Raw genomic sequence first — 24,947 nt, forward strand, 5'->3', positions numbered from 1 at the left:
GGTTGTCGATCGACCTAAGCGGCCTTAAGGTGAGTGATGAGAGACCGAACATCGGAGATACTCATGGACACACTTCATCCGGTCCTGCGGCAGGTCACCGACCGCATCGCAGACCGTAGCCAGTCCGCTCGCGCCGCCTACCTCGCTCGAATCGACGCCGCAGGAGATCGAGGCCCCGCCCGTGGCCGCCTCGCCTGCGCCAACATCGCCCACGGTTTCGCCGCCTCCGGCAAGGCCGACAAACAAGCATTGCGCGGCATGGTCAAGCCCAACATCGCCATCGTCTCGGCGTACAACGACATGCTCTCGGCGCACAAGCCGTTCGAGAACTACCCCGCCGTGCTGAAGAAGTCCGTCATCGATGCCGGCGGCATCGCGCAGTTCGCCGGGGGAGTCCCCGCCATGTGCGACGGCATCACCCAGGGCCGCGACGGCATGCAGCTCTCGCTCTTCAGCCGAGACATCATCGCAATGTCGACGGCAATTGCGTTGTCCCACGACATGTTCGACGCCACCCTGATGCTCGGGGTGTGCGACAAGATCGTCCCCGGAATGCTCATCGGTGCACTGAGTTTCGGCCATCTTCCCGCGGTGTTCGTGCCCGCCGGTCCGATGACGTCCGGACTTCCCAACGGGGAGAAGGCAAAAGCGCGTCAGCTCTACGCCGAGGGCAAGGTGGGCCGTGAGGCTCTGCTCGACGCCGAGGCCGCGTCGTATCACGGCAGTGGTACCTGCACCTTCTTCGGAACGGCCAATTCCAATCAGCTGCTGATGGAGGTCATGGGTCTGCATCTGCCGGGATCGTCGTTCGTCAACCCCGGAACTGCGATGCGCGACGCATTGACCCGCGAGGCCGCGCACGTCGTCACCGGCCTGACGTCGCTCGGTGACAACTACACGCCGGTGGGTGAGGTCGTGGACGTCAAGTCGATCGTCAACGGCTGCGTCGCGTTGCTCGCCACCGGTGGTTCGACCAATCACACGATGCACCTCGTCGCCATCGCCAAGGCCGCCGGCATCACGCTGACCTGGCAGGACCTGTCCGATCTGTCGGCCGTCGTGCCGCTGATGGCCAGGATTTACCCGAACGGCAAGGCCGACGTCAATCACTTCCACGCAGCAGGCGGCCTCGGATTCGTCATCGGATCTCTGCTCGACGCCGGGTTGATGCACGAGGACGTGAAAACCGTTGCTGGGCAGGGCCTGCGACGCTACACACAGGAACCGAAGCTCGACGGCGACGGAGTGATGTGGCAGGACGGAACTCGAATCAGTCATGACGCCACCGTCTTACGCGGTGCAACCGAGCCGTTCAGTGCCGACGGAGGGCTGAAGATGTTGACCGGTCCGATCGGCAAAAGCGTCATCAAGACCTCTGCGGTGGCACCGGAACATCGTGTGGTCAGCGGTCCGGCTCGGGTGTTCGACGACCAAGCCGACTTCCTGGCAGCGTTCGATGCAGGATTGCTCGACACCGATTTCGTTGCGGTGCTGCGGTACCAGGGACCGCAGGCCAACGGCATGCCAGAACTCCACAAGCTCACCCCCGCGTTGGGTATCCTGCAGGACCGCGGCCGGTCCGTCGCGCTGATCACCGACGGCCGGATGTCCGGAGCTTCCGGAAAAGTGCCTGCGGCAATTCATCTCACACCCGAGGCGGCGAGCGGTGGACCGATAGCGAAGATCCTCGACGGTGACGTGATCACCGTGGATTCTCTCGGTGGCACATTGTCGATCGACGTTCCGCTCGACGAGTTCGAAGCCCGACCGGTCACCGGTCGAGTGTTGGACGCAGACGAGTGGTCGAGCACCGGCCGTGACCTGTTCTCCGGGATGCGTGCTCTCGTCGGTCCGGCAGACGAGGGTGCGATGTTCGTGATGCGTTGACCCGAGAACCCGATTCGAGAGAAAGTAAGACCGTGACTGCATCCTTGCTCGACCGTGTACCCGTCATTCCCGTCGTCGTCATCGACGATCTCGACCATGCCGTTCCGATCGCTCGCGCTCTGGTGGCGGGCGGAGTGCCCGTCATCGAGTTGACTCTGCGGACACCGGTGGCGCTCGATGCCATCGAGCGCATCGCCGCCGAGGTTCCCGACATCCTCATCGGTGCCGGCACGATCATCACTCCCGGCCAGGCCAAGCAGGCCGCCGACGCGGGCGCACAGTTCCTGGTCTCGCCCGGCTGTACGCCTTCCCTGACGAAGGCCATGCGAGACACCGGACTACCCCACTTGCCCGGTGCCGCAACGGTGTCCGAGGTGCTCACTCTGCTCGAGGCCGGTTACACCGAGCTCAAGTTCTTCCCGGCCGAAGCATCCGGTGGCGCGAATTTCTTGAAGTCGATCCACTCGCCGATCCCGGCCGCACGCTTCTGCCCGACGGGTGGCATCTCGACCTCCAATGCATCGAGCTACCTGGCGCTGCCGAACGTCGGCTGTGTGGGCGGATCGTGGCTCACTCCGGCTTCGGCCGTCGCGCAGGAGGATTGGGACGCCGTCACTCGGTTGGCCGAGGCCACCTCGACGCTGAAGATCGCCTCCCAGTAGCGGTCCGCGGTGCGCGTGTTCATCCGCGGGTGACCGAGATACCGCCGTCGACGTACAGCGTTGTGCCGTGGATCATCGCGGCTTTGTCCGATACCAGAAACAGAACGCCGTCGGCGATATCCTGCGGCTCGAGCACTGTGCCCGCGGGAGTTCCGGCCGTCATCGCGTCCAACACCTCTCGCGCGTCCTCGTTGCCCGGCGTGAGCGTCGCGCCGGGTGCGAGGGCGTTGACCCGCACGCCGCGTGGGCCGAACTCGGCAGCCCAACTGCGAGTGAGTTGCTCGTCGGCGGCCTTGGTAGCGGAGTACATCGCGGCGAACGGGCTCCCCATCGTGGCCATCCACGATCCGATGTTCACGATGACACCACTGCCGCGCTCGGCCATGGCCGGGGCCAGCGCGCCGACGAGTACGTGCGGAGCCCGGACGTTGACGGCGAGCATCGCGTCGAGCTGGTCGTCGGGCAGGTCTGCGGTGGCGGTGGCCGGATAGATGCCGGCGTTGTTGACGAGAATGTCGACACGGCCGCCGAGAGCGTCGGTGGCGCGGGCCGCGAATCCGCGGAGCTCCTGGTAGCTGCCCGAGAGATCGACGTCGACGAAGGCCGCAGTGCCGCCTGTCTCGGAAATGCTGTGCGCCAGGGCCTTGCCGCGCTCGGCGTCGCGGCCGCTGACGACCACCGATGCCCCCTGGGCGGCGAGGGTCAGCGCGATGGCAGCACCGATCCCACTGGTCGATCCGGTGACGACGGCTGTGCGTCCGAGGAGCTGCGGAGGAGTGGAAGAAGTCATGACGCCATGTCTACGGTCGGTCGAGGCAGGCAACCAGGCGTCGTTCTGCCTAGGTCTGTCATGACCAGGTTGCCGATCGCCCATGTCGCTACTGTGGGATTCGTGAACAAAGACAGGTCCGCCCTCAGCGCGTTTCTGCGTGATCGGCGTGACCGCATGACCCCGATCGAGGCCGGGATTCGTACGTATCCCGGTGCCCGACGGGTGCCGGGGCTGCGGCGCGAAGAGCTGGCGGCTCTGGCCGGAGTGAGTCCGGATTACTACAGCAAACTCGAACAGGGTCGGCAGGCCAACGTGTCGAACGAGGTGCTGCTGGCAATCGCCGGTGCGTTGAAGCTCGACGATGTCGAGTCCGCGCATCTACTCGATCTCGCGTCCCCGGCGACGCCCACCGAGGATGCTGCGCAGGTACCGAATCCAGGTCTGCTCCAGGTCATGAAGGCGCTCGACCATGTGCCGGTGATCCTGCTCGGGCGCAGCGGGGCCGTCCTGGCCAGCAACTCGCTGGTCCGATCGGTATTGAGTCTGCAACCGTCCGCTGACCAGTCGTTGTTCCACTATCTGTTTCGCAACCCCATCGCCCGCGAGCGAATCGTCAATTGGTCGCAGTTCGCGGCAGCATCGGTCGCGGGGTTGCGCCGTGACCTCGCTCGTCGACCGGGGGATCGCGCGCTCATCGCCTTGATCGCCGAATTACGTTCCGCAGAGCCATGTTTCGAGCAGTGGTGGAGCGATCACGAGGTTCGCGAATTCGAGCGCGCAACCAAGATCATCCAGCATCCGGCGGCGGGAACCCTCGAATTCGGTATCGAGTTTCTGACCTCGCCCAGCGAGCCGGATCAGAGTCTCATCGTCTACACGGTCGAGGACGGGTCGAGCACTGCCGAGATTCTGCCGATCTTGGCGAGTTGGGACCCGAGTTCGGCGATCCGCACTTGACCTCGAGATAACTCGAGGTTTTAGCGTCGCCTGCATGGACACACTCGGTCTCGGCAGACTCGGCATTTCCATCGACGTATCGCCGTCGTACCTCGACGACGCACGCGAGTTGGAATCACTCGGATTCACCTCGGTCTGGTTGCCGGGCGGGCAGCTCGATCGGCTCGGCAGGTTGGCCGATCTGGTCCACGCGACCGAGAAGGCGACCATCGTTCCGGGGATCGTGCCGGTCGATGTGTACTCACCTGCACAGACCGGTGAGCTGTTCGACGAGCTCTCGGGCACCGGTCGATTCGTTGTCGGCCTCGGTGGGCCGCAGAGTGCTCGGCCTTTGGCCGGGTTGAGGAAGTACCTCGACGAGCTCGAGGTGCCCGCCGATCACCTTCTGCTCGCGGCGCTCGGTCCGAAGAAGTTGGAGATGGCGCGGGACCGCGCTGCCGGCGCAATCGCGTTGCTGGTGACGCCGGAGTGGACGGCGCAGGCGCGCGGTGCACTCGGTGGGTCGACGTTGGTGGTCGACCAGTTCGTCGTGGTCGAGTCCGACCCGGATCGGGCGCGTGCTGCAGCTCGGCAGCCGCTGAGCTTTCTTGCCACTGTTCCCGGCTATCGGCAGAACTTCCTGCCGATGGGCTTCGCCGAGGCCGACGTCGACCAGCTCAGCGACCGATTGATCGACGGCCTGGTGATGTGGGGGAGTATCGAGACGATCGCTTCGCGGGTGGCGGAGCACCACGAGGCGGGAGCGGATCACGTCGTTCTTGCACCCCTCGGCGCTTCCAGTATCGACGCTGGCCGGGCACTGTCCGAGCTGGTGGTGTCGTCAAAGTAGACTCCATAGACCGTGAGCCTCACCCTCGGAATCGTCGGACTGCCCAACGTCGGCAAGTCCACCCTCTTCAATGCACTGACCAACAACGATGTGCTGGCCGCGAACTATCCGTTCGCCACCATCGAGCCCAACGTCGGAGTGGTCGCGCTGCCGGATCCCCGGCTCGAGAAGCTGGCCGAGGTGTTCGGTTCGGAGAAGCTCGTGCCCGCGCTGGTGTCGTTCGTCGACATCGCAGGCATCGTCAAGGGTGCGTCCGAGGGCGCAGGCCTGGGCAACAAGTTCCTCGCCAACATTCGTGAGGCCGACGCCATCTGCCAGGTCGTTCGTGTCTTCGCCGACGACGACGTGGTGCACGTCGACGGTCGCGTCGACCCGACCGCAGACATCGAGGTCATCGAAACCGAACTCGCGATCGCCGATCTGCAGACCCTCGAGAAGGCCATCCCGCGCCTCGAGAAAGAGGTGCGGATCAAGAAGGATCGCAAGCCTGCTCTAGACGCGGCGCTGGCAGCACAGGCCGTGCTGAACGACGGCAAGACGCTGTTCTCGGCCAAGGCGAAGCTGGACTTCGAGCTGCTCGGTGAATTCCAGCTGCTCACCACCAAGCCGTTCCTGTACGTCTTCAACGCCGACGAGTCGGTGCTCACCGACGATGCGAAGATCGGCGAACTGGCTCGCCTCGTTGCCCCCGCCGATGCGGTGTTCCTCGACGCGAAGATCGAATCCGAGTTGCTCGAACTCGACAAGGAATCGGCAGCCGAACTGCTCGAATCCGTCGGACAGACCGAGCCCGGTCTCGATGCGTTGGCACGTGCAGGCTTCCACACCCTCGGCCTGCAGACCTACCTGACCGCTGGCCCGAAAGAGGCTCGCGCGTGGACAATTCATCGGGGTGACACCGCACCCCAGGCTGCGGGCGTCATTCACACCGACTTCGAGCGCGGCTTCATCAAGGCCGAAATCGTCTCCTACGAGGACCTCATCGCCGCGGGTTCCATGGCCTCGGCCAAGGCCGCAGGCAAGGTACGCATCGAAGGCAAGGACTACGTCATGGCCGACGGCGATGTAGTGGAGTTCCGCTTCAACGTCTAGTCGCCGAATTGCAGAATCGGCGGCGCTTTACCGCCGAGTGTCAGATATTGTTACCGCGGTGGTACGCGCCACCGACTGCGCTTCCACGTGGCAACCACGTGAATCATCGAGGAGAGGCCTGACCAGCTCAGGACATGTCCGGATGGGGTGCGGCGCAGAAATGCGCCTCCTTCATTGTGCCGATGCCCGACATCGGTTGGCGAAAGGACATGACATGTCGTCGAAGGACGAAAAGAACCTCGCTCAGGTGATCGAGAAGATCTCGAAGATGGACGAACCGCGGCGTTCGGTCATGCAGCGTGTGCACGACATCATCGTGTCCGCGGCACCCACTTTGAAGCCGCGAATCTGGTACGGAATGCCCGCCTATGCGAAGTCGGCGAGCACACCGGCGCTGGTGACGCTGCGCAACGACGATCGACTGAATCTGGCCATCACCGAGAAGGCGGTGTTCCGCGCTGCCGGTGGCGCGGACGGAGAGTTGATGCCTGCGGCGTGGTTCTTCGAGACCGTGGACGAGGGCACGGCGCAGCGCATCGCCGAGATCGTCCGTTCGGTCGTCGACTGAGCTTGTTCGGTCGACCGCGGATCCGGTCGGGACGGCGGCGCTCGGAGGACTACCCGAGGCGGTCGCCGTTGCCCGACGTGAGTTCATCCGTGACCCCTCGTCCACCAAATCTACGACAACCGAGTTGTGGTGCGAGTGATAGCAATTGCTCATCGCAGGGACGCCTATCGGTGATCAATGCGGCACGTTCTGCGAGTGGGCGTCGTCGTCTGCGCCGCCCAATGATGTTGACTACGCTTCGAATCGGACGATAGGAGAACGTGAATGGGTCTGCAGGAACTCGAAGCCTTGGTGCACCGAACGGCCACTGCTGGGGAACCTTTCGAGCGTGGAGCCGATGAGGCGGAGCAGGCATACTTGTCTTCGCTTGCGACACGGGAGAGTACGAAGCTGATCTGTGAGGTCGGGTTCAATGCCGGCTTCTCGAGTTGGGCGTTCCTCGACGCATCGCCCGATACGACCGTCGTGTCCTTCGACCTGGCCGCCTATGCCTACAGCGACGCCGCGAAAGCACATATCGACGAACACTTTCCGGGCCGGCACACCCTGATCCGGGGCGACTCGCACACCACCATCGCGGCCTATGCGAAGGAACATCCGGACGTACGGTTCGACGTCATCTTCATCGACGGCGACCATTCGGTGGAAGGTGCTCGCGCAGACCTCGACGATCTCCGTCCACTCGCCACCGCGGACTCGATCGTGATCATGGACGACATCACCCCGTGGCTCTGGTTCGGCGAAGGTCCCACTCAGGCATGGCAGGAAGCCGTCGATGCGGGCCGGATTCTGCACACGCAGTACTTCCGCGACGGCGAACCGGTCGATGCGGTGACACCTCCGGCTGCCCGCGCCTGGGCCGAGGGGCGCTACCCCTTCTGAACCTCCGCGCGGGGTCGAGCAGCGTTTCTCACCGACAGTCGGACACGGCCTGCCGTACCAACTCGGCGGCCTCGTCGGTGGTCGACGCGAAGTGGACGTTGTCGAAGCGGTGCAGGTAGGCGTCGTAGATACCGGACACCTTCCTGTTCGCGTTGTCCATCGCCACGACACGCTTGCCCATCATCGCCGCCAGTACCGCGGCGTGCAGTCGATCGGTGAGGACGACGGGTGCGAGGTTCAGAATGCGTTGGGCTACACGAAGGTTGAGCTTCGCCGTTTGCTCGTACGAGCGGAGAAGGGCGGGGTAGAGCAGACGATTCGTTCTGGGGAAACGTTGCGCAATCAGAGTCGGCAGCATCACCGCCGTCGAGATCGCCAGATCCGTTCCGTGCAGGCCCCAATCGTATTGGACGGATGACGCGTCGATGTTCACCGATGCATGACCGAGGCTTTCCGAGTCGGCGCGCAGGAGCTTCACGACATCCACTGCAGAGCCTCCGGTGCTGCGCGCGATCTCGGCACCGAAAGCCATGTCCGGACAGTATTCGACGCGATTGCTCGGGAAATACGCGAGCGCCAATTTGTACGAACGTTGTTCACGGAGCATGAGGGTGAGATCCGGGTGCTGCGCGTACAGGGCTGCGGTCCTCGTAAGGGCTTCGGCATCGGCAAAGTCGATGCTCTGGGGGAGGCACACTATTTTGTTGCGAGGAAACCGCGCAACGATTGCTTCACGAAACCTCTGGTCGATCGGCCACCGGTCGCCGAAATTTCCCCCGCCTTGCAAGAACAGGGTCCCGTCGCCGATTCGTTCTTCGAGTAGAGCATCGTTGTGGGTGAACGGATCGGACACGTAGTCGACGTGCACGTTCAACCGCTTCAGGTACTCGACCTCACCGGCGTGGATGAGCGAGTCACCGGCATTGTAGTGATTCGGAAAGTCCAGGTGCGCCACACGATCTCCCGGTTCCGCGTGAGGCCGCAGGACGCCGAGAGTCTCCTCGCGTAGCTCATCGACGGTCTCGTGCGTCATCGGACGCTCGGTCTCTGTCGTCGGCCGAGCGAGGTCACTCGTGTTCGCAGAGCGCCGTAGTGAATCCCGATGTAGTGAGCCCACAAACCACTCGGCAGCGGTCTCAGTATCTTCGGCAGCCACGGATTACGAACTGTCGCAAGATAAAGTATCGACACCGCGTGTACGGGAATCCTGACCAAGGACGAGGGGTGTGGGCAGCCCGATACGCGGTGCTTCGTCGACAGTTGATACGACGTCCGGCCGTACGCCCGACCTTGCTCGAACGATCGACGGACAGTCGTTCTGACGCGGTAGGCGACCACTGCATCCGCGGCATGTCCGAGTGTCGATCCCGCCTGCTGAATTCTCCACGAGTAGTCGACGTCCTCGGCACCGCCGACGAAGTCTTCGTCGAAGTCTCCGACCTTCTCGAACACCCTCCGCCACATGGCGAAATTGCTCCCCGGTGCGTACGGCAGGTAGGCGGAGCGGAACAGAGCGCCGGGCGGCGGGACGGTTCGCCACGACGCCACCTCCGGGGAATTGAGGGATTCGACTTCGAGTGCGCCGCCCACCGCGTCGAAACTGTCGAGTGCGTGTACCAGAGCAGTCAGCCAGGTCTTATGAGCGACGTCGTCGTGGTCGACGAAGGCAACTATGTCACCGCGCGCAGCTTTCACGCCGACGTTTCTGGCGTACGAGACTCCACGCTTGGCGGAGGCGTCGACCATGCGGATCGTCATAGGCAGAGAAAGATTCTCGAGGTGTGCGCGCAGGCCGTCGGTCGAGCCGTTGTCGCTGACTATCAGCTCGACGTCGCCCGTGTAGTCCTGTGCGGCGACGGCCTTGAGCTGCTCATCCAGATCGGGCAACCCGTTGTACACGGGGAGGACGATGGAAACGAGACTGATCGGCACGGTCCGACCCTATCGCGAATTCGTGCACCGTTCGGCCGCGTGCCCCGCTGCCCCGGCAGATATCGGCTACTTCTTTCCCCGCAACTTCTTCTCCAGCGGCGTCGGGAAGGACGGGACCACCGGGGTGCCGTCGAGCAGGGTGGTTATTCTTTCTGCCTCGGCTGCAACGGCTTTCGACACCGGAGCCCCGACGTCCTCCAGGAATTCCGTCACCACTGCTCCGGAACCGGTGACCGCCCAACCGCCGACGATACGACCACCGGACCAGATGGTCGGGCCGATGTTGCCGAAGGTGTCGAACAGCGGGGCCTTGTGCTCACCCAGATACCAGGCTCGGTGCTTCCACCCCATCGGTGTGGGATCGAGCGCAGGTAGCAGCATGACGCTCGTGCCGGAAGGCTTATCGAAAACAGTGCTGGACAACATGATTCCGTCGCCCTCGGTCAGTTCGACCGCAACGGCGTTCAGTCCGGACACCGCCTGACGAGTCTGTGTCTTGTTCCAGCCCGTCCACCACTGCAGATCTTCGAGGGTCGCAGGGCCGAACACCTCGAGCCAACGTCGGGCAAGGTCGGCACGTGCCTCGGTCTCGTCGAGATCGGGAATCCCGTCCGGCCACCAGTGATCGATCGGTGCCCACGCGTGGCGTCGCGATGTCCACGCGCCCCGCGGTTCGACGCGCACCAGCCTTCCCTCGGCGGCCATCATCACCAGTACCTCCGAGGTGACGTACCGCTTGACGTCGTACACCTTGTCGGTGGTCGGCAGCAGCGCGGTCTTGAGGCCGGGAACGGCGGCGGACAGCTCGGCTCCGGTCGCGGTCCCCATCGATCGCAACGCCGACTCGGTCTCGGCTTCGGTTGCGGCGAGCCATGATTCGACATCGGCGATCACGGGGTCGGTGGGCAACGTGGAGACCTGCTTGATCAGGCGTGCCCGCATGGTGCGCGCAACTCCCAGGCTCGCCGCAGCGTGAATCATCGGAACGTCGTCGTGAGCGACGACGAACATCGTGCGCCGCATCGCCATCAACCGCACCAGGCTCCGGCGCTCGTACATCGCATCACGAACATCCGAGAGTCCCAGTGTTCGAGCGCGGGCGAGCACCGACAGATACACCGTCGCCGGATCGGTGGCATGCAACGCGAGGAGTGACGACACCACAGCTTCGGTGGTCGATGCACGGGCGAAGTGCTGCGCGACGAGCCGGTGTCGGCGCTGAGCGTCGGTGATCTTCACGCGATCAGTGTGACGGCATTTGCGGCGCAGGGCCGACGAATCCGGTGAGAAGAGCGTCGGCGATGTCGCTCATCCCGTGCGCGCGGGCGTCGGCGGCTGCACCGACGTGGTCGTACCCGACCAACTCGAACGAGACTGTCCAGCTGCCACGGTCGTGGTCGTCGAGTACCGCGTAGCGCGCATGCGGAGAGCCGGATTCCATGACGTGCGGGTAGGGCTGATCGTCGTCGTAGGCGGGCACGCCGACGCTCCCTGGATTGACCACGAGTGTGCCGCTGGGGAGAGTCCACTGTCGCTGCAGGTGGGTGTGGCCGCAGGCGATGACGGAGTGGTTCGTGAAACTTGCTGCCCTGTCCAGGATCTCGGCCCCGGTTGCCTCGCGAGAGCCGCTGTCGTCCACCGAGTGCAGGAAATATTGCTCATCATCGGTGGGTGTTCCGTGCACTGCGAGGATTCCGCCATCGAACTCCAACGAGAACGGCAGCGAGGCCAGCCACTGTCGATGCTCGTCGTCGAGTCGATCATGGGCGTGCCGATCCCAACTGCCCATGGACTCCCGGTCCTGCTCGAGCAGATAGCGGTCGTGATTTCCCGCGACAGTGGGAAACCGAGTGCCATCAGCCGGTCCGCAGTTCGACGCGGATGCAGGCCGCCGGACAACAGATCGCCGAGATTGATCACCGAGTCGACGCGTTGCCGCGCGATGTCTTCGAGGACGGCGTCGAGCGCCGCGATGTTGCCGTGAATATCGGCAATGAGAGCTACCCGCACAACCACAGGATCGCAGCGTGGGTACAGGACTGCAACACGGCAGACCGGAGGCGAGTGCTGGAGACTTCACCCTCACGCACCCGCCGTCGATGGGTGGTTTCTCCATAGACCTTCGCTCGAGTCGCCCATAACGTGGTCCAGGTCACTTTCGATCTAGGGAAGGCCGAGCCCATGCCTGCAGTCACGTCGAAGCCCGAGATCGAATCGAGGGTGGTCAAGAAGGTCGCTCAACGCATCATCCCGTTCCTCGGATTGGCTTACTTCGTCAACTATCTCGATCGCACCAACATCGGCCTCGCCAAGCTGACCATGAGCGACGAATTGGGCCTCACCGAGACGATGTTCGGCCTGGCGTCGGGACTGTTCTTCATCGGGTACCTGTTGTTCGAAGTGCCCAGCAATCTGGCGCTGCACAAATTCGGTGCCCGACGGTGGATCGCCCGCATCATGGTGTCGTGGGGAATCGTGGCCGCCGCCATGGCTTTCGTGCCGACGGCAGGGTGGCTGTACGGTCTACGCATCCTTCTCGGAATCGCCGAGGCCGGCTTCTTTCCCGGCGTACTGCTGTACATGACGATGTGGTTTCCGCGCGCCTACCGAGTGCGGTTGATGGGCCTGTTCTTGCTGGCACTGCCTGTGTCATCGGCGCTCGGTGCGCCCCTGTCGAGTGCGATCATTCAGTACCTGGACGGACTGTTCGGACTGTCGGGTTGGCGGGTTATGTTCCTCCTCGAAGGCATTCCGGCGATTCTGCTCGGCGTGATCACCTGGTTCTATCTCACGGATCGACCGTCTCAGGCGAAGTGGCTCACCGTTGACGAGAAGAAATGGCTCACTGCGGAATTGGAGTCCGAGGACGCAGTGAAAGGCGGGCACGTCAGCGGCTCGGTCAAGCGTGCGCTCGGTGATGTACGAGTATGGATGCTCGGCCTGATCTACTTCGGCATCACCTACGGCCTCTACTCCCTGAGTTTCTTTCTGCCCAGCATCGTCGCGGGATTCAAGCAGACGTTCGATACCGACTTCTCGCTCGTGACCACGGGACTCATCGTGGCGGTGCCGTTCGCAGTGGGCGCGGTGGCGATGGTGCTGTGGAGTCGGCATTCGGACCGGACCGGCGAGCGAACGTGGCATGTAGCGATACCGACTCTGATCGGTGCGATCTCCATTCCGTTTGCGCTGTACATGGATTCACCGTTCACCACCATGATTGCGGTGACCGTCAACGCCGTCGGCGTGTTCTGCGCTCTACCTGTTTTCTGGTACCTGCCCAGCACCTTCCTCACCGGAGCCGGCGCAGCGGCTGGAATCGCGATCATCAACTCGGTCGGCAACACCTCGGGCTTCGGTGCCCCATACGTGACGGGGTGGCTGCTCGACGCCACTGGCAACGCCAAGGCGGGCCTGTGGGTGGTCGGCGGTGTCATGCTCATGGCGGTGGTGTTGGTGATCGCTCTGCGCAGCCGAATGGGAGTCCGCTCCGAGAGCAATACGGATGTGCCGGTGGCGCACTGACGAACGGCTGCGCACGAAGCCGAGTATCTGCACGGAACCGGATTCGGCTCTTGCGGCGAACACCGGACATACTCGACGAATGACGAGTCGCGGGCGAGTCCGGAGCTGGGAGATTCTCGGCATGGAGGGCGTCATCGATTCCGAGGACACTCCGGGCGAAGCTGGTCATTCTTCAGCGCGCTGCATCCCGATGAGGTCATCGACTCTCGATCGGGAACAGGGTTCGACATCGGTGGAGGTGTCTCCGAGCTCGCAGTAGGCGAGCAGGTCGACTTCGAGTGGGAGCCTGCTGTCGATCAGGACGGTTATCGGTTTCGCGCGATCAGGGTCCGACCGCGTCGCGAGACTCCGCCCTGGCGGATCCAGCGATTCGATGGCTGACGCATTCGAATCGAAATCCACAGTGCTCTGACCTCCCGGCGGCCTCCGACGGTTATCGAGCCGCCGCTCGCAGGCCGTCGACGCGGATCGTGGGAAGCCATGTTGCCAAGGTGTGACCGAGCGTGGCGACCATACGCGGTCCGAAGACACACAAGGTGCGTTCCCACGGATGGCCGAAGGTCCCTTCGGTGAATCCGTCTCGGGCGAAGATGTAGTAGTCGCCGTTCGGGTGGACGGGGACGCGCCACTCACCGTTCTCGGCCGCGTCGGCGTGCGCTTCCGCGTCGAAGCTGTAGCCGGGGTGTTGCCAGTCCAGGACGACGAAGGTGGGGTTGTCCGAAAACTCGGTGACGAAGCAGCGCAACGCTTCCGCGTTGATCGCGTCGGCTCGGGCAGACCACGACGCTGTCGTGCGGACGGAATGGGCGGCGAGGTCGAATGTCATCGAGGGGGCAGGCTCGGAAATGGCCGGCCACGAGTCAGGCTTTGTCCCGGGTCGAAACCCGAACTTACTTGTGAACACCGACCAGTGCTCCGCTTCCGCATTGCGGTCGAGTTCGGTCCACCCGATGGGAAGCGCAGATCCGAAGTTCATCGTCAGCTTGGTCGTCATCGGCCTATCGTCTCAGAGGATGAGAAACTAGGCTGACAGGAACTGATCGGGAAGCGGGTGACAGTCACATGGTGCTTGCGTTGTGTGCCATAACGTTTGCTGTACTGCTTCACGTCGTGGCAGCTCGAATCGCAGCCCGTGAGAACTATGGCCGCACGTTGCCCACAGTGAACGGCTCGTATCCGGTCAGACCTGCCCAGCGTGCCCGACGTGCCCAGGCTGCTGGATGGATACTGAGTATCGTCGGTGCGCTACAGCTCGGCAATCATTTCTGGCTGACTGAGCCGTGGCTGGCCGTGGGTCTAGTAATTGCGGTTCTCGTCCTGATCAACGGCCTCCCGAGTCTGCTGGTTACCTTGCTGCACAACGGCAGTCTGCGAACACAACCATAGGACCGTGTGAACCAAGCGCCGTCAGGGTGTGAACACTTTGCCCGGGTTCAGGATTCCGCGCGGATCCAGTGCCTTCTTCACAGCTCGGTGCATCTCGAGTACCACCGGGTCGAGTTCCTGCACCAGGCCGTCCATCTTGAGCAGTCCGACTCCGTGTTCGCCGGTCACGGTGCCGCCGAGTTGCAGTGCAGCGTCGATGATCTCGGCGAAGGCGGCCTGAGCGCGTTCGCGAGCCGGAAGGTCGTCGTGCGGAGTGATAAGCAGCGGGTGGAGGTTTCCGTCACCGGCGTGTGCGATGTTGGCGATGGTCGTCTCGTAGCGAAGGCCGATCTGCTCGATGCGCGAAAGCATCTCGGGTACATGCTTCTTCGGCACACACACGTCCTCGGTCAACACCGGACCCAGACGTTCCATCGCGGGATACGCCAACCGTCGGGCCGCAAACAGAGCGTCGGCCTCTTCCTGATCGGTCGAGACCGCAGACCAGGTCGCTCCGGCCTCGTCGAAGCACGAGAGCATCTTCTCGGCTTCCTGGTCTCCGATGAGACCCGGATCGTCGATACGTCCGAGCAACACCACATTCGCCTCGACCGACAGGCCCATGTTCTTCCACGCGTCGACGGCAATGAGGCACTGCCTGTCGATCAATTCCAGTGCGGACGGCGTCAAGCCGGCGGCGGCCACCGCGGCGACGGCACGCCCGGCGTCGACGATCGAATCGAAGTAGCCGGCGACGGTCCGCTGCGAATCCTGGAGCGGGCGTAGTTTCAGGGTCACCTCGGTGATGATGCCGAGGGTGCCCTCCGATCCGACCATCAAGCCTGCAAGGTCGTAACCGGCAACGCCTTTGGCGGTCTTGCGGCCGAGTCGAACCAGTTCTCCGGTTCCGGTGACGACCTGCATGCCCATCACGTAGTCGCGCGTGACGCCGTACTTGACGCAGCACAATCCGCCGGCATTGGTGGCGACGTTGCCGCCGATGGTCGACCACGGCGCACTGGCCGGATCCGGGGGATACCACAGACCCTGCTCGGCAACGGTTGCGCGCAGGTGATCGTTGACGACTCCAGGCTCGACGACGGCGTAGCGCTCGAGTGGGTCGATCTCTTTGATCGTGTCCATGCCGTCGAGCGCGAGAACGACGCATCCCTCGGTGGCGTTCGCGCCGCCGGACAGTCCGGTGCCCGCCCCACGGGTGACGATGGGTGCGCCATGGGCCAGGCATGCACGAACGACAGCTTGGACTTCTTCGGCGCTGCGGGGTCGCACGACGGCGACCGGCGTCGAATACGGTGCCCACTCGGCCTCGTCGTGCTGGTAGGAGGCGACGACGTCCGGGTCAACCACGATCCGATCCGCGGGCAGGACTTCGGACAACTGTTCCACGAGCGACATGTGTTCGACTTTAGCTGTGACGCGGGTCTCGGCCAATGTAGGTTTTCTCCATGTCGCCCGCGAAGTCATGGATGGAAATGCTGCTCGACGACGCGTCCGTCGATGAATTGGAAGCCCATCGACGGGATCTTCCCGGAGCCGAGGCGCATGCGGCACTCCGGCTGCGCACTCTGCTCGATCAACGCAAACAACGCAGCACCGAACTCTCGGCGCTCAACGACATCGCGGTGCGCCTGACGACTGTGCGTGACAATCGCATTCTGCTGCAGGAAGTGGTGGACCAGGCGCGCAGGCTGCTCGGCGTGGACCTGGCCTACATGGGTTCGGTGTACGGCGACGAGTTCGTCATCGAGGTCACCAGTGGTGCCCTTACCCCGCAACTGGTGGGCATCAGGCTCACGCTGGACGAGGGGCTCGTCGGGCTGATCGTGCGCGGTGCCTCGCCGTCGTGGACACCCGACTATCAGAGCGAACCTGCATTTCGGCACATCACGGGAGCCGACAGTGCTGCGCGGTCGGAGAACATGCGCGGTCTGCTGGGCGTACCGCTTCGGGTCGGCGACCGCGTGATCGGCGCACTGTTCGCGTGCAAGCGGCAGGAGCGGGATTTCGCAGACAGTGAGATCGCTCTGCTGTCCGCACTGGCCGCGCACGCGGCCATCGCCATCGAGAACGTGCGAGCGATCGACACGCTCGAAACCCTCAACGCCGAATTATCGCTCCGTACAACGGAATTGGAGCAGACTCTGCAATGGGACCGCACGTTGACACAGGTCGTGCTCCGAGGAGGTGGTGTGCGGAGTCTGGTTCGGGAGGTGGCGTCGGCCACCGAACGTCCGGCGTATTTCGTGGGCGATGCCGCGTCCGTACCGGTTGCCCTGGAGGACAGAGCGGTCCAGATCGAAGCCCTGGTCGAACGTTGCAGGGCGGGTGCCGATACTGCCGTCGGCGACGAGATCACTGCGCGCCGGGTGGTGGCTGCCGGTCGCTTCTTGGGGGTGTTGATCTCCGTCGGATTGGACGACGACCAGACCCGCCTACTTCTCGATCGAGCTGTGCCGGCCATCGCGCTGTCGCTGGCCGAGGAGCGCGCGGCCGCGGAATCCGCCCGCCGGGCGCAGGACGCATTCCTGCTCGATCTACTCCTCCATCCGACGTCGACGCCCGAGGACGAACGCAGGCAGTTCCACCGTGCCGGACTGACTCCGGACGTGACGTATTGTGTGGCGGTCGCGCAGGGTAACGCGTCGAGAGCCGAGTTGGAAGCTCTCGCACTGCCCCCGGGATCGGTTGTAGCGGAGCAGGGTTCGAGAATCCTGTTGGTCGTTCCCGCTCGCGAGTCCGCTGCCGTTCGTCGCATGATCGTCACCCGGGCCACCGTGGGAATCTCCGAACCCGCGCGGGGAGCCGACGCGCTGGCGACGGCGTTCCGAGAAGCGCAACAGACCGCTGACGTGCTGACGACTCTCGGCAGAGACGGAGAAGTGTCCTCGGCGCGCGGCCTGGGGATCTATCGAATCCTGCTGAGCCACATGGCCCGTGAGCACCTGGACGAACTCACCGAGGACAAGCTCGGGCCGTTGCTCGCCGAGCAGGACAAGCGCGGGGTCCCGCTGATGGAGACCCTGTCGACGTATCTGGCTCACGGTCGCCACCATTCGGCCACCGCGTCGAGCTTGGGAGTGCACGTCAACACGCTCTACCAACGGCTCGACGCCATCGACCGGCTGATCGGTACGCAGTGGCGTGACCCCGACGATGCGCTCGACCTTCAGGTGTTGATGCGCCTGCGCAGATCGGCCGATCTACTCGGTCTGTGAGCCACCGGCCGCGGGTTCGGTCTCGATCCCCGTCGCCTCGACCACGCTCGCCCACAGTGCATCTCGCACGCGAGGTGAATCTCCGCGCCACGAGGGGTAATGAGTCGGACGCGGGGCCCGGTCGTGCCAGAACGTGCCGGTGCTGGTCAAGGCCTGATCGGACCCGACGAGCCACACGATCGTGTCGGCCCCGTCGTGTGCGTTGCGCAGAATCGGCTTCATCACCGAACCGAACATCGGCATCGATCCGGTGACGCCGGGAGTGGCCGCCCAGCCCGGGTGCATGCTGTGCACCACCGGGTCGTCTTCGAGCGAAAAACGTTCCGCCAGTTGCTCCGTCACCACCACCTGCATGCGCTTGGTGCGGGCGTATGCGGTCATACCGGAGTACTTACCGTTCTCGTACTCGAAGTCCGAGTTCTGCAGCGGCACCGCATACATGCCGCCGCTCGAGACGAACACGACCCGCGATCCGGCGTCGAACAGCTCTCGCAGTCCCACGGTCAATGCGACCGGCCCGAGAACGTGGGTGGCGAAAGCGGATTCGTGCCCCTGCGCCGAGAGTTGCCGCTCGTCCGGCATGACCCCGGCGCAGTGCACCAATGCGTGCACCGACGTGAGCTCGGATGCGAGAGCCGCGCTCAAGGCCGCCACGGAATCGAGATCGCTGATGTCACACTCGCGGACCACGAGGGAGGCGTCGGGCACCTCGGCTCGAATGGCCGCGGCCGCGGACTCCAGCCGATCGGCCGACCTGCCGACCAGGTGCACCCGTGCCCCCAACCTGGCCAGTTCCTTCGCGGTGGCTGCGCCCAATCCGGACGACGCGCCGGTCACCACCATGTCGATGGGGGCGGGGAACGGCGTCGGATCCGCGGCCCAGAATCGTCGACGCACCGTGGCACCGATGCGGGAGTATCCGGGAACGACTGCTCTGTCGAGGATCGTGTCCAATGTGCGGGTCAGCAATGACATGGCGCTGTGATACCCCGCGGTAACCGGATGTATGCGCGTCCCCACGCCGGGGTCGATGCCAGAATGAGCCCATGGTTCACCCCGCCGTCTCCGACGTCACCCGAGAGATCCTCGCCGAGCTTCCCGCCCACCGACGTGAGACCTTCGAGTTGCGTCTCGAGCAGTGGTTTCCCGATCTGCACGACGCGGTCACGGCCGTCTATCCCGATCCCGACGCGGTGGCGGCCACCCTGGTGGAGATCGCTGCGAGCGCCTACGCGGCCCGCCCCGAGGATCTGCACCGGCTCGATCAGCGTCGGCTGCTCGAACCGGATTGGTTCCAGCAGCCGGACATGTTCGGCTACGCCTGTTATGTCGATCGGTACGGACAGACGCTGCGTGGGGTGGGCGAGCGGCTCGACCATCTGACCGATCTGGGTGTCACCTACCTGCATCTGATGCCGCTGCTGCAGCCGCGGCCCGGTGACAACGACGGCGGATACGCGGTGATGGACTACCGCGCGGTTCGCGAGGACCTCGGCACCAACGAGGACCTGCGGGCGCTCGCGGAAACGCTGCGCGGACGCGGCATCAGTCTCGTTGTCGATCTGGTGCTCAATCACGTTGCCCGCGAGCACGAATGGGCCGAGAGGGCGCGCTCGGGCGATCCGAAGTATCGAGACTACTTTCTGATCTATCCCGATCGCACCACCCCGAACTCGTACGAGCGCACACTCCCCGAGGTGTTCCCGGACTTCGCGCCGGGCAGCTTCACCTTCGACGACACACTCGGCGAGTGGGTGTGGACGACGTTCAACGAATGGCAGTGGGATCTGAACTGGGCCAATCCCGCTGTGCTGCAGGAGTTCGCAAGCATCGTGCTGCACCTGGCCAATCTCGGGGTCGAAGTGCTGCGCCTCGACGCGATCGCATTTCTGTGGAAGCGACTCGGCACCAACTGCCAGAACCAGCCCGAGGTGCATGCGGTCACTCAGGCCCTGCGAGCCACCGCCCGACTGGCGGCTCCGGCCACGCTGTTCAAGGCCGAGGCCATTGTCGGTCCCCGCGATCTGCTGCCGTACCTGGGTCAGGGCCGGCACACCGGACGGGTCTCGGACATCGCGTACCACAACTCGCTGATGGTCCAGGTGTGGTCGATGTTGGCAACGGGCAGTACATCATTGGCGCGGCATGCCCTTGCATCGTTGCCGCCCACGCCACCCAGCGGCACCTGGGTGACGTACGTTCGCTGCCACGACGACATCGGTTGGGCCGTCGACGACGGCGACGCGGCGTCCCTGGGACTCTCGGGCGCAGGGCATCGCCACTTTCTGGCCGACTGGTACTCGGGCGAATTCGACGGCTCCTGGGCCGAAGGCCTGGTGTTCCAGTACAACCCGGACACCGGTGACCGTCGGATCAGCGGCACCGCAGCCGCGCTGACCGGACTGGGGGAGTCCCGCCTGGATCCCGACGGCGCGTTCGGTCGAATCTTTCTCGCACACGCCATCATTGCCGGATGGGGCGGAATCCCGGTCGTGTGGAGCGGCGACGAGCTCGGCTCCCCGGGAGATCCGAACTGGGCCGACGAACCGGCCCATGCCGAGGACAACAGGTGGGTGCATCGGCCGCGCGTGACCGATGCCGATCGGGCCGGCCGATTCGAGCGGGGGAGTGACGCACAACGGGTGTTCGACGGAATCGCTCGCATCGCGAAGGTGCGCGCCGGCCTGCCGATGTTGCACGCCGAAGCGCCGGTGGACGTGCAGAGCGAGTCGGACGACGGTCTGCTCGTGGTGCGCAGGCGGCATCCGAGCGGCACCCTCGTCGCCCTCTACAACGTCACCGCCGAACACCGCTCGTTTCCGCACGCGCAGCTGATCGAACTCGGAATTCCGGCGCCGGTCGAGGTTCTCTCGCAGCACGATCTGCAGGTCGACGACACCGGCTCGGTGTGGTTGCCGCCCTATGCGGCGTGGTGGATCGTCGACAACCCGCTGCGTTAGAGGAGGCGGTGCCGTGACCGGCCTGTTACCCTGCCCCGGGACGGTCGGTAGATACGAACAAGGGGACAATGTCGATGCTGCATGCTCGGATACGAAGTCTGGTGCTCGCTGTGGTGGCCGTGTTGGTGGCCACGATGGCAACGGTGCTGATGGGGACCGGTGTGGCGAAGGCCGATTCCGAGCTCGTCTACGTCTATTCGCCGTCGATGGACAAGAACATTCCGATCAAGGTGCTCAAAGCCGCCGGTGGGGGACCCGCGCCGACGCTCTATCTGCTCGACGGGCTGCGCGCACCCGAGGACAACAGCGGCTGGCTCATCGAGACCGACGTCGAGAGCTTCTTCGCCGACAAGCACGTCAATGTGGTCATCCCGTTCGGCGGCGGCGGCACCTTCTACTCCGACTGGCAGCGCGACGATCCCAAGCTCGGGCGGGTGAAGTGGGAAACCTTCCTCACCCAGGAGCTGCCGCCGTTCATGGCGGACCGGTTCGGTAGCGACAACGTGAACAACGCCGTGGCCGGACTGTCGATGAGCGGAACCTCGGCGCTGAACCTGGCCGCGCACCACCCCGACTTCTACAAGGCGGTCGCGTCGTTCAGCGGCTACCCGACCGCCAGCAGTCCCGGATTCGCCCAGGGCATCGCCGTCGCCGTCGGCGAGATGGGCGGCAACGCGCGCAACATGTGGGGCACCTGGCCGTCCGCGGAGTGGATCCGCAACGACCCGTCCCTCAACGTCGGTGCTCTGCGCAACACGGCGGTCTTCGTCTCCTCGGGTAGTGGTTCGCCGGCCACGGACCCGGTCTTCAACCCGGCCAGCAGCAGCTTCGACCCCGTCAGGTTCGCGCAGATGGTGCCGCTCGAAACGGCTGCAGGGATGAGCAGCCGGGCATTCGTTCCGTTGTTGCAGGCCGCGGGCGGGCGACCAAACGTCAAGATCACCGGTACCGGTGTGCACTGGTGGAACCATTGGGAGCAGCATCTGCACGAGGCGTGGTTCGAGACGATCGCCCCTGCCGTCGGCGGCTGAGCGTTAGTCTGTTCGCCATGACACCACCGAGGATCACCGTCGACTACACGGTGCTCGACTGCCCGGACCCGGCTGCGCTCGGCCGCTTCTACAGCACCATCCTCGGCTGGGAACAGTCTCGTGACGACGGCGATTGGGTGGTGATCGACGGTCCGGGTGATCTGCGGTTGGCATTTCAGAAGGCATCGGACTTCGTCCCCATCGACTGGCCCAGCGAGGGCATCAAGATTCACCTCGATCTGGTGGTGGACGACATGGAGCAGGCCAGGGACTTCGTCGTCGACTCCGGGGCCGAACTCATCGACCACGCGCAACCCTCGTTCTGGGTGTTCCGCGATCCGGCCGGGCACATCTTCTGCCTGTGCAAGAGGGACTGACCCGCAATGACCGGTGAAGCCGTACCCGTCCTGGTCGAACGCTCCGCCGTGGTTCGGGCCGACGCCGCAACCGTCCACGCACTGATCGACGACTTTCATCAGTGGGTGAAATGGTCGCCCTACGAGGGAGTCGATCCGGACCTGAAGCGCACCTACAGCGGTCCCGACGCCGGAGTGGGTGCTTCGTACTCGTGGTCGGGTAACCGCAAGGCAGGCGTGGGGACGATGACCATCACCGAGTCGATTCCCGAAGAACGAATCGTGCTCGACCTCGCGTTCACCAAGCCGTTCAAAAATCGGAACGTCACGGCATTCCTGCTCGAGCCCGTCGCCGACGGGACCCGAGTGACCTGGCGAATGTCAGGGAAGCAGAGCAAGCTGTTCGCTCTGATCGGAAAAGTGTTCTCGATGGACAAGCTGGTCGGGCCGGACTTCGACAAGGGTCTCAGGCAGCTCGCTGCTGTGGCAGAGAAGTCCTGAGCAGCTCCTCGCGCCGATCCGCTTGCCCGCCCAACCAGCGCGCGAGAACCTGACATCCTGTCGAGTCGCCCTCGTACGGCTCGCGTGCGTACGCGATGTGTCGCCCGCCGCCGGGATTGGCCCATTCGAATCGGTGCCAGCGCAACGACTGCGGTAGATAACCGGACACCTCGACGGCCGCGGTGCGGAGGCGTCGAACATCCTTCGCCCACTGCGAGGGTCGAAGGCGGGTTCGGGTCGCGTTCTGAAAGCTGTTGCTGCGCAACAGACTCCACAGCTCGCGTAGCCAGATTTTCGGGGTCCGGAACGACATCCATCGGGTGAGGTCCGCTATGTCACGGATCAGACTGTCGTCGCTGGCGTTGCAGATCATGTCGGACTTCAGACCGATCCACTCGACCGGAATCGATTCGGGCAGAGCCGGACCCGCACCGGCAACGCCACGTCCGGTGCATCCGTCGACGGCACCTACCGGCTGCTGAGGATCCGATATCAGACCAGCGGCAACGATGCGGCTGCCGTCGATCGTTCCAGCGTGGACCAGGCCGAGCACCTCGCGTACGACGGTCGCGCCCTGGGAGTACCCGATCAGGGCGATCGGTCCGCTGGTGCCCTCGATGGCGCGGCGCAGGCGTCTGACGCCGATGTCTGCGCTGTGTCGAAAACACAGTCCGCCGAATGCGACCGGACCGTACGACGCCGGATAGCCGACCCACCGGCCGACGAACCGGTCGTCGAGCTCACCGACGACGCAGGCCAGCAGGCCCGTCACCCGCGTTCGGTGGTCGGACGGATGTGATTCTCCGGTACCTCCGACGGCGAGTACGGTGACCTTCTGCTGGCTCATGACTGTCAGTCTGGTGGGAGAACCTGAGCCCGACGCCCGACAAATGCTGAGAACTGTCTGGCAGTTCGGTCCCGGTCAGGCCAGAGCCGCGCGTACGTCCGCGAGAGCGTCGCGAAGGAGTGCCTCGTAGAGATCCGGGTCGGGTACGGCCGCGCTGTTGGAGGTGATGCCGACGGTGACGGTATCGCCGATGCCGTGCACTCCGTGGGTCAGGCTCATGGCGGGGGACAGGGCCGGGAAACCGGCGGTGAATCGGACGGAGCCGCCGCCGAACGTGAGGTCTGCGGCACCGCGCGAGACGCTGGAGACGACGGTGTTCCCGGTGACGGACGGAGGGACTGCGGTCGGATCGAACTGCGCGACGCCCCATTCGGCCAGAAATGCAGGCACGTGTGCTTCGACGGCGTCCTGTGACGCGCGGGCGGCCTCCGACAATGGATGGTTCGCGCGAGCACGACGCGCGGCCAGATCGGCCGATACGAGTCGACTGCGAGTGCGGATGTCGGGCTCGTCGGTGAACAGTCCGACACCGACGTTGCCGAAATTGTTTCGCGCGTCGGCTCGTGTGTCTCTCGCCAGCGTGACCTCGGCGGCCAGGTCTTGTCCGTCGCCGAGAAGCCCTTGCAGTGCAATCGACACTGCGGTCAATACGAAAGTGGTGACGGTGGTGCCGGCGGACTGCAGGTCGGATTTCGGAAGCACGATGGTGCGTACCGACGTCCGGCCGGCGGGCGGCACGTCCAGGACGGTCGGCGCGCGCGAGTGTGCGGGCGGAGGGATCTCACCCGAGTCGGTGCCTCGTCCGAGGCTCAGCGCGTCGCGTCGGGCACGGACGCCGCCGCGAACCATCTGTGCCAGTCGAAGCGGGACGGTCGCAGCGGCAACGATGGTGGATGCCTGCTCGAACACCGCGGGATGCTCCGCCCGCGCGGAGGCCGGTGGAAGTGGGTGCGTACCGAACAGGTCGCGGGCAGTGCGAGCGGCCAGTGTTCCGTCGGCTGCCGCGTGCGAAAGCTGGAGCACGGCAACGACGGCCGCGCCGCCGGGAGCGTCGGCGATGTTCGGATACAGGTGCAGGTTCCACACGGACACTCGGGGATCGACCTGACGGGCGAACGATGCCGCGATCGCGTCGAGGCACTCCGGCCAGGTGCGCGGCGCTCGGTGGACGGAGATGGTGTCGGGGCGCGGGCCCGCCTCGGTCCAGCGGGGATAGTCGAGACCGAATGCGACGTCGGTGATGCGTCGACGCAGAACCTCGATGCGCCCGCTGCGCTCGTGCAGTCGTGGCACTTCGGCGTCGAGGCCCTCGGATCCGTTGTCGAAGCAGTACAGCAGAAACTGGTCGCTCGGAATTTTCGACGCCATCCAGTACGCGCGCGCATCGGCCGGATGCAGGCGCGTCGATCGGGGGCGGCGGTTGTCGGCTCGAGCGCGGGGCACACGATGAGCCTATGCGGCACACTGCGAACCGAGATTTTACGTACTGATCGGTCCCGTTCTGTGATCTGTCACCAGGACGGGCCGAGGACTTCTTCGGTTGCC

Annotated in this window: 22 protein-coding genes and 2 pseudogenes; 13 read left to right on the top strand and 11 right to left on the bottom strand. The window is 64.5% G+C overall.

The features are described from left to right. Nucleotides 1-63: 63 nt before the first annotated feature. Both edd and eda read left to right on the top strand, forming a co-directional pair. Nucleotides 64-1,887 carry a phosphogluconate dehydratase gene (gene edd / locus NY08_RS23670; RefSeq protein WP_045199138.1) on the top strand — a complete coding sequence of 608 codons (1,824 nt, stop codon included), beginning with the start codon at nucleotides 64-66 and terminating at the stop codon, nucleotides 1,885-1,887. Between the two features lie 32 nt (nucleotides 1,888-1,919). Continuing rightward, complete coding sequence (gene eda, locus NY08_RS23675; protein ID WP_045199140.1) at nucleotides 1,920-2,549, top strand: bifunctional 4-hydroxy-2-oxoglutarate aldolase/2-dehydro-3-deoxy-phosphogluconate aldolase; 630 nt, start codon at nucleotides 1,920-1,922, stop codon at nucleotides 2,547-2,549. Nucleotides 2,550-2,568: 19 nt separating this feature from the next. Here the strand turns inward: eda and NY08_RS23680 are convergent, their stop codons facing one another. Continuing rightward, nucleotides 2,569-3,339, bottom strand: a complete 771-nt coding sequence (locus tag NY08_RS23680) for an SDR family NAD(P)-dependent oxidoreductase (protein WP_045199142.1) — start codon at nucleotides 3,337-3,339, stop codon at nucleotides 2,569-2,571. 102 nt (nucleotides 3,340-3,441) lie between these two features. Here NY08_RS23680 and NY08_RS23685 point away from each other — a divergent pair, with 102 nt between their 5' ends. The 5 genes from NY08_RS23685 to NY08_RS23705 all read left to right on the top strand — a co-directional run bounded on the left by NY08_RS23685 (nucleotide 3,442) and on the right by NY08_RS23705 (nucleotide 7,649). Then, entirely contained in the window at nucleotides 3,442-4,278 is an 837-nt protein-coding gene (locus NY08_RS23685) for a helix-turn-helix domain-containing protein (RefSeq protein WP_032394217.1), read from the top strand. Between the two features lie 34 nt (nucleotides 4,279-4,312). Further along, nucleotides 4,313-5,107 (top strand): TIGR03620 family F420-dependent LLM class oxidoreductase, encoded by a 795-nt coding sequence (locus tag NY08_RS23690; protein ID WP_045199144.1) that lies wholly within the window; start codon nucleotides 4,313-4,315, stop codon nucleotides 5,105-5,107. Nucleotides 5,108-5,119: 12 nt separating this feature from the next. Next, the gene (gene ychF / locus NY08_RS23695) at nucleotides 5,120-6,199 is read left to right on the top strand and encodes a redox-regulated ATPase YchF (protein WP_032394046.1); all 1,080 of its coding nucleotides are present in this window, start codon (nucleotides 5,120-5,122) and stop codon (nucleotides 6,197-6,199) included. A gap of 214 nt (nucleotides 6,200-6,413) precedes the next feature. Next, entirely contained in the window at nucleotides 6,414-6,767 is a 354-nt protein-coding gene (locus tag NY08_RS23700) for a DUF1801 domain-containing protein (protein ID WP_032394047.1), read from the top strand. A 264-nt stretch (nucleotides 6,768-7,031) separates the two neighbouring features. Continuing rightward, entirely contained in the window at nucleotides 7,032-7,649 is a 618-nt protein-coding gene (locus tag NY08_RS23705; RefSeq protein WP_045199150.1) for a class I SAM-dependent methyltransferase, read from the top strand. Nucleotides 7,650-7,677: 28 nt separating this feature from the next. On the opposite strand, the gene NY08_RS23710 is transcribed toward NY08_RS23705, so the two are convergent. From NY08_RS23710 to NY08_RS26755, 5 genes and pseudogenes are all read right to left on the bottom strand, one after another. Further along, nucleotides 7,678-8,682 (bottom strand): polysaccharide pyruvyl transferase family protein, encoded by a 1,005-nt coding sequence (locus NY08_RS23710; protein ID WP_045199152.1) that lies wholly within the window; start codon nucleotides 8,680-8,682, stop codon nucleotides 7,678-7,680. After that, nucleotides 8,679-9,581: a glycosyltransferase gene (locus NY08_RS23715; protein ID WP_045199154.1), complete on the bottom strand. Its 903-nt coding sequence runs from the start codon at nucleotides 9,579-9,581 to the stop codon at nucleotides 8,679-8,681. Before NY08_RS23715 ends, NY08_RS23710 begins: the two co-directional genes overlap by 4 nt. A 66-nt stretch (nucleotides 9,582-9,647) precedes the next feature. Next, nucleotides 9,648-10,820: a winged helix DNA-binding domain-containing protein gene (locus tag NY08_RS23720; protein ID WP_045199156.1), complete on the bottom strand. Its 1,173-nt coding sequence runs from the start codon at nucleotides 10,818-10,820 to the stop codon at nucleotides 9,648-9,650. 4 nt (nucleotides 10,821-10,824) lie between these two features. Beyond that, nucleotides 10,825-11,430: pseudogene (locus NY08_RS23725) on the bottom strand (metallophosphoesterase family protein); the annotation flags it as partial. Between the two features lie 11 nt (nucleotides 11,431-11,441). After that, a pseudogene (locus tag NY08_RS26755) lies at nucleotides 11,442-11,597 on the bottom strand (metallophosphoesterase family protein); the annotation flags it as partial. Between the two features lie 165 nt (nucleotides 11,598-11,762). On the opposite strand from NY08_RS26755, the gene NY08_RS23730 reads away from it, so the two are divergent. Next, nucleotides 11,763-13,106 carry an MFS transporter gene (locus tag NY08_RS23730; protein ID WP_045199158.1) on the top strand — a complete coding sequence of 448 codons (1,344 nt, stop codon included), beginning with the start codon at nucleotides 11,763-11,765 and terminating at the stop codon, nucleotides 13,104-13,106. Between the two features lie 433 nt (nucleotides 13,107-13,539). Here the strand turns inward: NY08_RS23730 and NY08_RS23740 are convergent, their stop codons facing one another. Continuing rightward, entirely contained in the window at nucleotides 13,540-14,100 is a 561-nt protein-coding gene (locus tag NY08_RS23740; RefSeq protein WP_045199162.1) for a DUF2716 domain-containing protein, read from the bottom strand. Nucleotides 14,101-14,513: 413 nt separating this feature from the next. After that, a complete protein-coding gene (locus tag NY08_RS23745) occupies nucleotides 14,514-15,887 on the bottom strand; it encodes an FAD-binding oxidoreductase (protein WP_045199163.1) in 1,374 nt (457 codons plus the stop codon). Between the two features lie 50 nt (nucleotides 15,888-15,937). On the opposite strand from NY08_RS23745, the gene NY08_RS23750 reads away from it, so the two are divergent. Beyond that, the gene (locus NY08_RS23750; RefSeq protein ID WP_235387024.1) at nucleotides 15,938-17,707 is read left to right on the top strand and encodes a helix-turn-helix domain-containing protein; all 1,770 of its coding nucleotides are present in this window, start codon (nucleotides 15,938-15,940) and stop codon (nucleotides 17,705-17,707) included. Here the strand turns inward: NY08_RS23750 and NY08_RS23755 are convergent. Continuing rightward, nucleotides 17,693-18,682 carry an SDR family NAD(P)-dependent oxidoreductase gene (locus tag NY08_RS23755; RefSeq protein WP_045199167.1) on the bottom strand — a complete coding sequence of 330 codons (990 nt, stop codon included), beginning with the start codon at nucleotides 18,680-18,682 and terminating at the stop codon, nucleotides 17,693-17,695. The two genes, NY08_RS23750 and NY08_RS23755, sit on opposite strands and share 15 nt — an antisense overlap. A gap of 71 nt (nucleotides 18,683-18,753) precedes the next feature. On the opposite strand from NY08_RS23755, the gene NY08_RS23760 reads away from it, so the two are divergent. The 4 genes from NY08_RS23760 to NY08_RS23775 all read left to right on the top strand — a co-directional run bounded on the left by NY08_RS23760 (nucleotide 18,754) and on the right by NY08_RS23775 (nucleotide 22,555). Further along, nucleotides 18,754-20,667, top strand: coding sequence for an alpha-amylase family protein (locus NY08_RS23760; protein ID WP_045199169.1), 1,914 nt, complete (start codon nucleotides 18,754-18,756; stop codon nucleotides 20,665-20,667). 74 nt (nucleotides 20,668-20,741) lie between these two features. Next, nucleotides 20,742-21,698, top strand: coding sequence for an alpha/beta hydrolase (locus NY08_RS23765; protein WP_032394221.1), 957 nt, complete (start codon nucleotides 20,742-20,744; stop codon nucleotides 21,696-21,698). A gap of 17 nt (nucleotides 21,699-21,715) precedes the next feature. Continuing rightward, nucleotides 21,716-22,075, top strand: coding sequence for a VOC family protein (locus NY08_RS23770; RefSeq protein WP_045199172.1), 360 nt, complete (start codon nucleotides 21,716-21,718; stop codon nucleotides 22,073-22,075). A gap of 6 nt (nucleotides 22,076-22,081) precedes the next feature. Further along, on the top strand, nucleotides 22,082-22,555 hold the full coding sequence (locus NY08_RS23775) for an SRPBCC family protein (protein ID WP_045199174.1): 474 nt from the start codon (nucleotides 22,082-22,084) through the stop codon (nucleotides 22,553-22,555). Here the strand turns inward: NY08_RS23775 and NY08_RS23780 are convergent. Together NY08_RS23780 and NY08_RS23785 are read right to left on the bottom strand one after the other, a co-directional pair. Then, on the bottom strand, nucleotides 22,521-23,402 hold the full coding sequence (locus NY08_RS23780; RefSeq protein ID WP_045199176.1) for a PE-PPE domain-containing protein: 882 nt from the start codon (nucleotides 23,400-23,402) through the stop codon (nucleotides 22,521-22,523). The genes NY08_RS23775 and NY08_RS23780 overlap by 35 nt on opposite strands. A 75-nt stretch (nucleotides 23,403-23,477) precedes the next feature. Beyond that, complete coding sequence (locus NY08_RS23785) at nucleotides 23,478-24,845, bottom strand: WS/DGAT domain-containing protein (RefSeq protein ID WP_144407422.1); 1,368 nt, start codon at nucleotides 24,843-24,845, stop codon at nucleotides 23,478-23,480. Between the last annotated feature and the right edge of the window lie 102 nt (nucleotides 24,846-24,947).

The sequence above is a fragment of the Rhodococcus sp. B7740 genome, assembly GCF_000954115.1.
Classification (GTDB): domain Bacteria; phylum Actinomycetota; class Actinomycetes; order Mycobacteriales; family Mycobacteriaceae; genus Rhodococcoides.

What these genes read in the sequence shown, in the direction of transcription:
- NY08_RS23770 (WP_045199172.1), top strand. Translation starts at nt 21,716, where the DNA reads ATGACACCACCGAGGATCACCGTCGACTACACGGTGCTCGACTGCCCG.
- NY08_RS23780 (WP_045199176.1), bottom strand. Translation starts at nt 23,402, where the DNA reads ATGAGCCAGCAGAAGGTCACCGTACTCGCCGTCGGAGGTACCGGAGAA.
- NY08_RS23710 (WP_045199152.1), bottom strand. Translation starts at nt 8,682, where the DNA reads ATGACGCACGAGACCGTCGATGAGCTACGCGAGGAGACTCTCGGCGTC.
- NY08_RS23730 (WP_045199158.1), top strand. Translation starts at nt 11,763, where the DNA reads ATGCCTGCAGTCACGTCGAAGCCCGAGATCGAATCGAGGGTGGTCAAG.
- NY08_RS23740 (WP_045199162.1), bottom strand. Translation starts at nt 14,100, where the DNA reads ATGACGACCAAGCTGACGATGAACTTCGGATCTGCGCTTCCCATCGGG.
- NY08_RS23755 (WP_045199167.1), bottom strand. Translation starts at nt 18,682, where the DNA reads ATGTCATTGCTGACCCGCACATTGGACACGATCCTCGACAGAGCAGTC.
- NY08_RS23705 (WP_045199150.1), top strand. Translation starts at nt 7,032, where the DNA reads ATGGGTCTGCAGGAACTCGAAGCCTTGGTGCACCGAACGGCCACTGCT.
- NY08_RS23745 (WP_045199163.1), bottom strand. Translation starts at nt 15,887, where the DNA reads ATGTCGCTCGTGGAACAGTTGTCCGAAGTCCTGCCCGCGGATCGGATC.
- NY08_RS23750 (WP_235387024.1), top strand. Translation starts at nt 15,938, where the DNA reads ATGTCGCCCGCGAAGTCATGGATGGAAATGCTGCTCGACGACGCGTCC.
- NY08_RS23700 (WP_032394047.1), top strand. Translation starts at nt 6,414, where the DNA reads ATGTCGTCGAAGGACGAAAAGAACCTCGCTCAGGTGATCGAGAAGATC.
- NY08_RS23680 (WP_045199142.1), bottom strand. Translation starts at nt 3,339, where the DNA reads ATGACTTCTTCCACTCCTCCGCAGCTCCTCGGACGCACAGCCGTCGTC.
- NY08_RS23760 (WP_045199169.1), top strand. Translation starts at nt 18,754, where the DNA reads ATGGTTCACCCCGCCGTCTCCGACGTCACCCGAGAGATCCTCGCCGAG.
- NY08_RS23765 (WP_032394221.1), top strand. Translation starts at nt 20,742, where the DNA reads ATGCTGCATGCTCGGATACGAAGTCTGGTGCTCGCTGTGGTGGCCGTG.
- edd (WP_045199138.1), top strand. Translation starts at nt 64, where the DNA reads ATGGACACACTTCATCCGGTCCTGCGGCAGGTCACCGACCGCATCGCA.
- NY08_RS23690 (WP_045199144.1), top strand. Translation starts at nt 4,313, where the DNA reads ATGGACACACTCGGTCTCGGCAGACTCGGCATTTCCATCGACGTATCG.
- NY08_RS23775 (WP_045199174.1), top strand. Translation starts at nt 22,082, where the DNA reads ATGACCGGTGAAGCCGTACCCGTCCTGGTCGAACGCTCCGCCGTGGTT.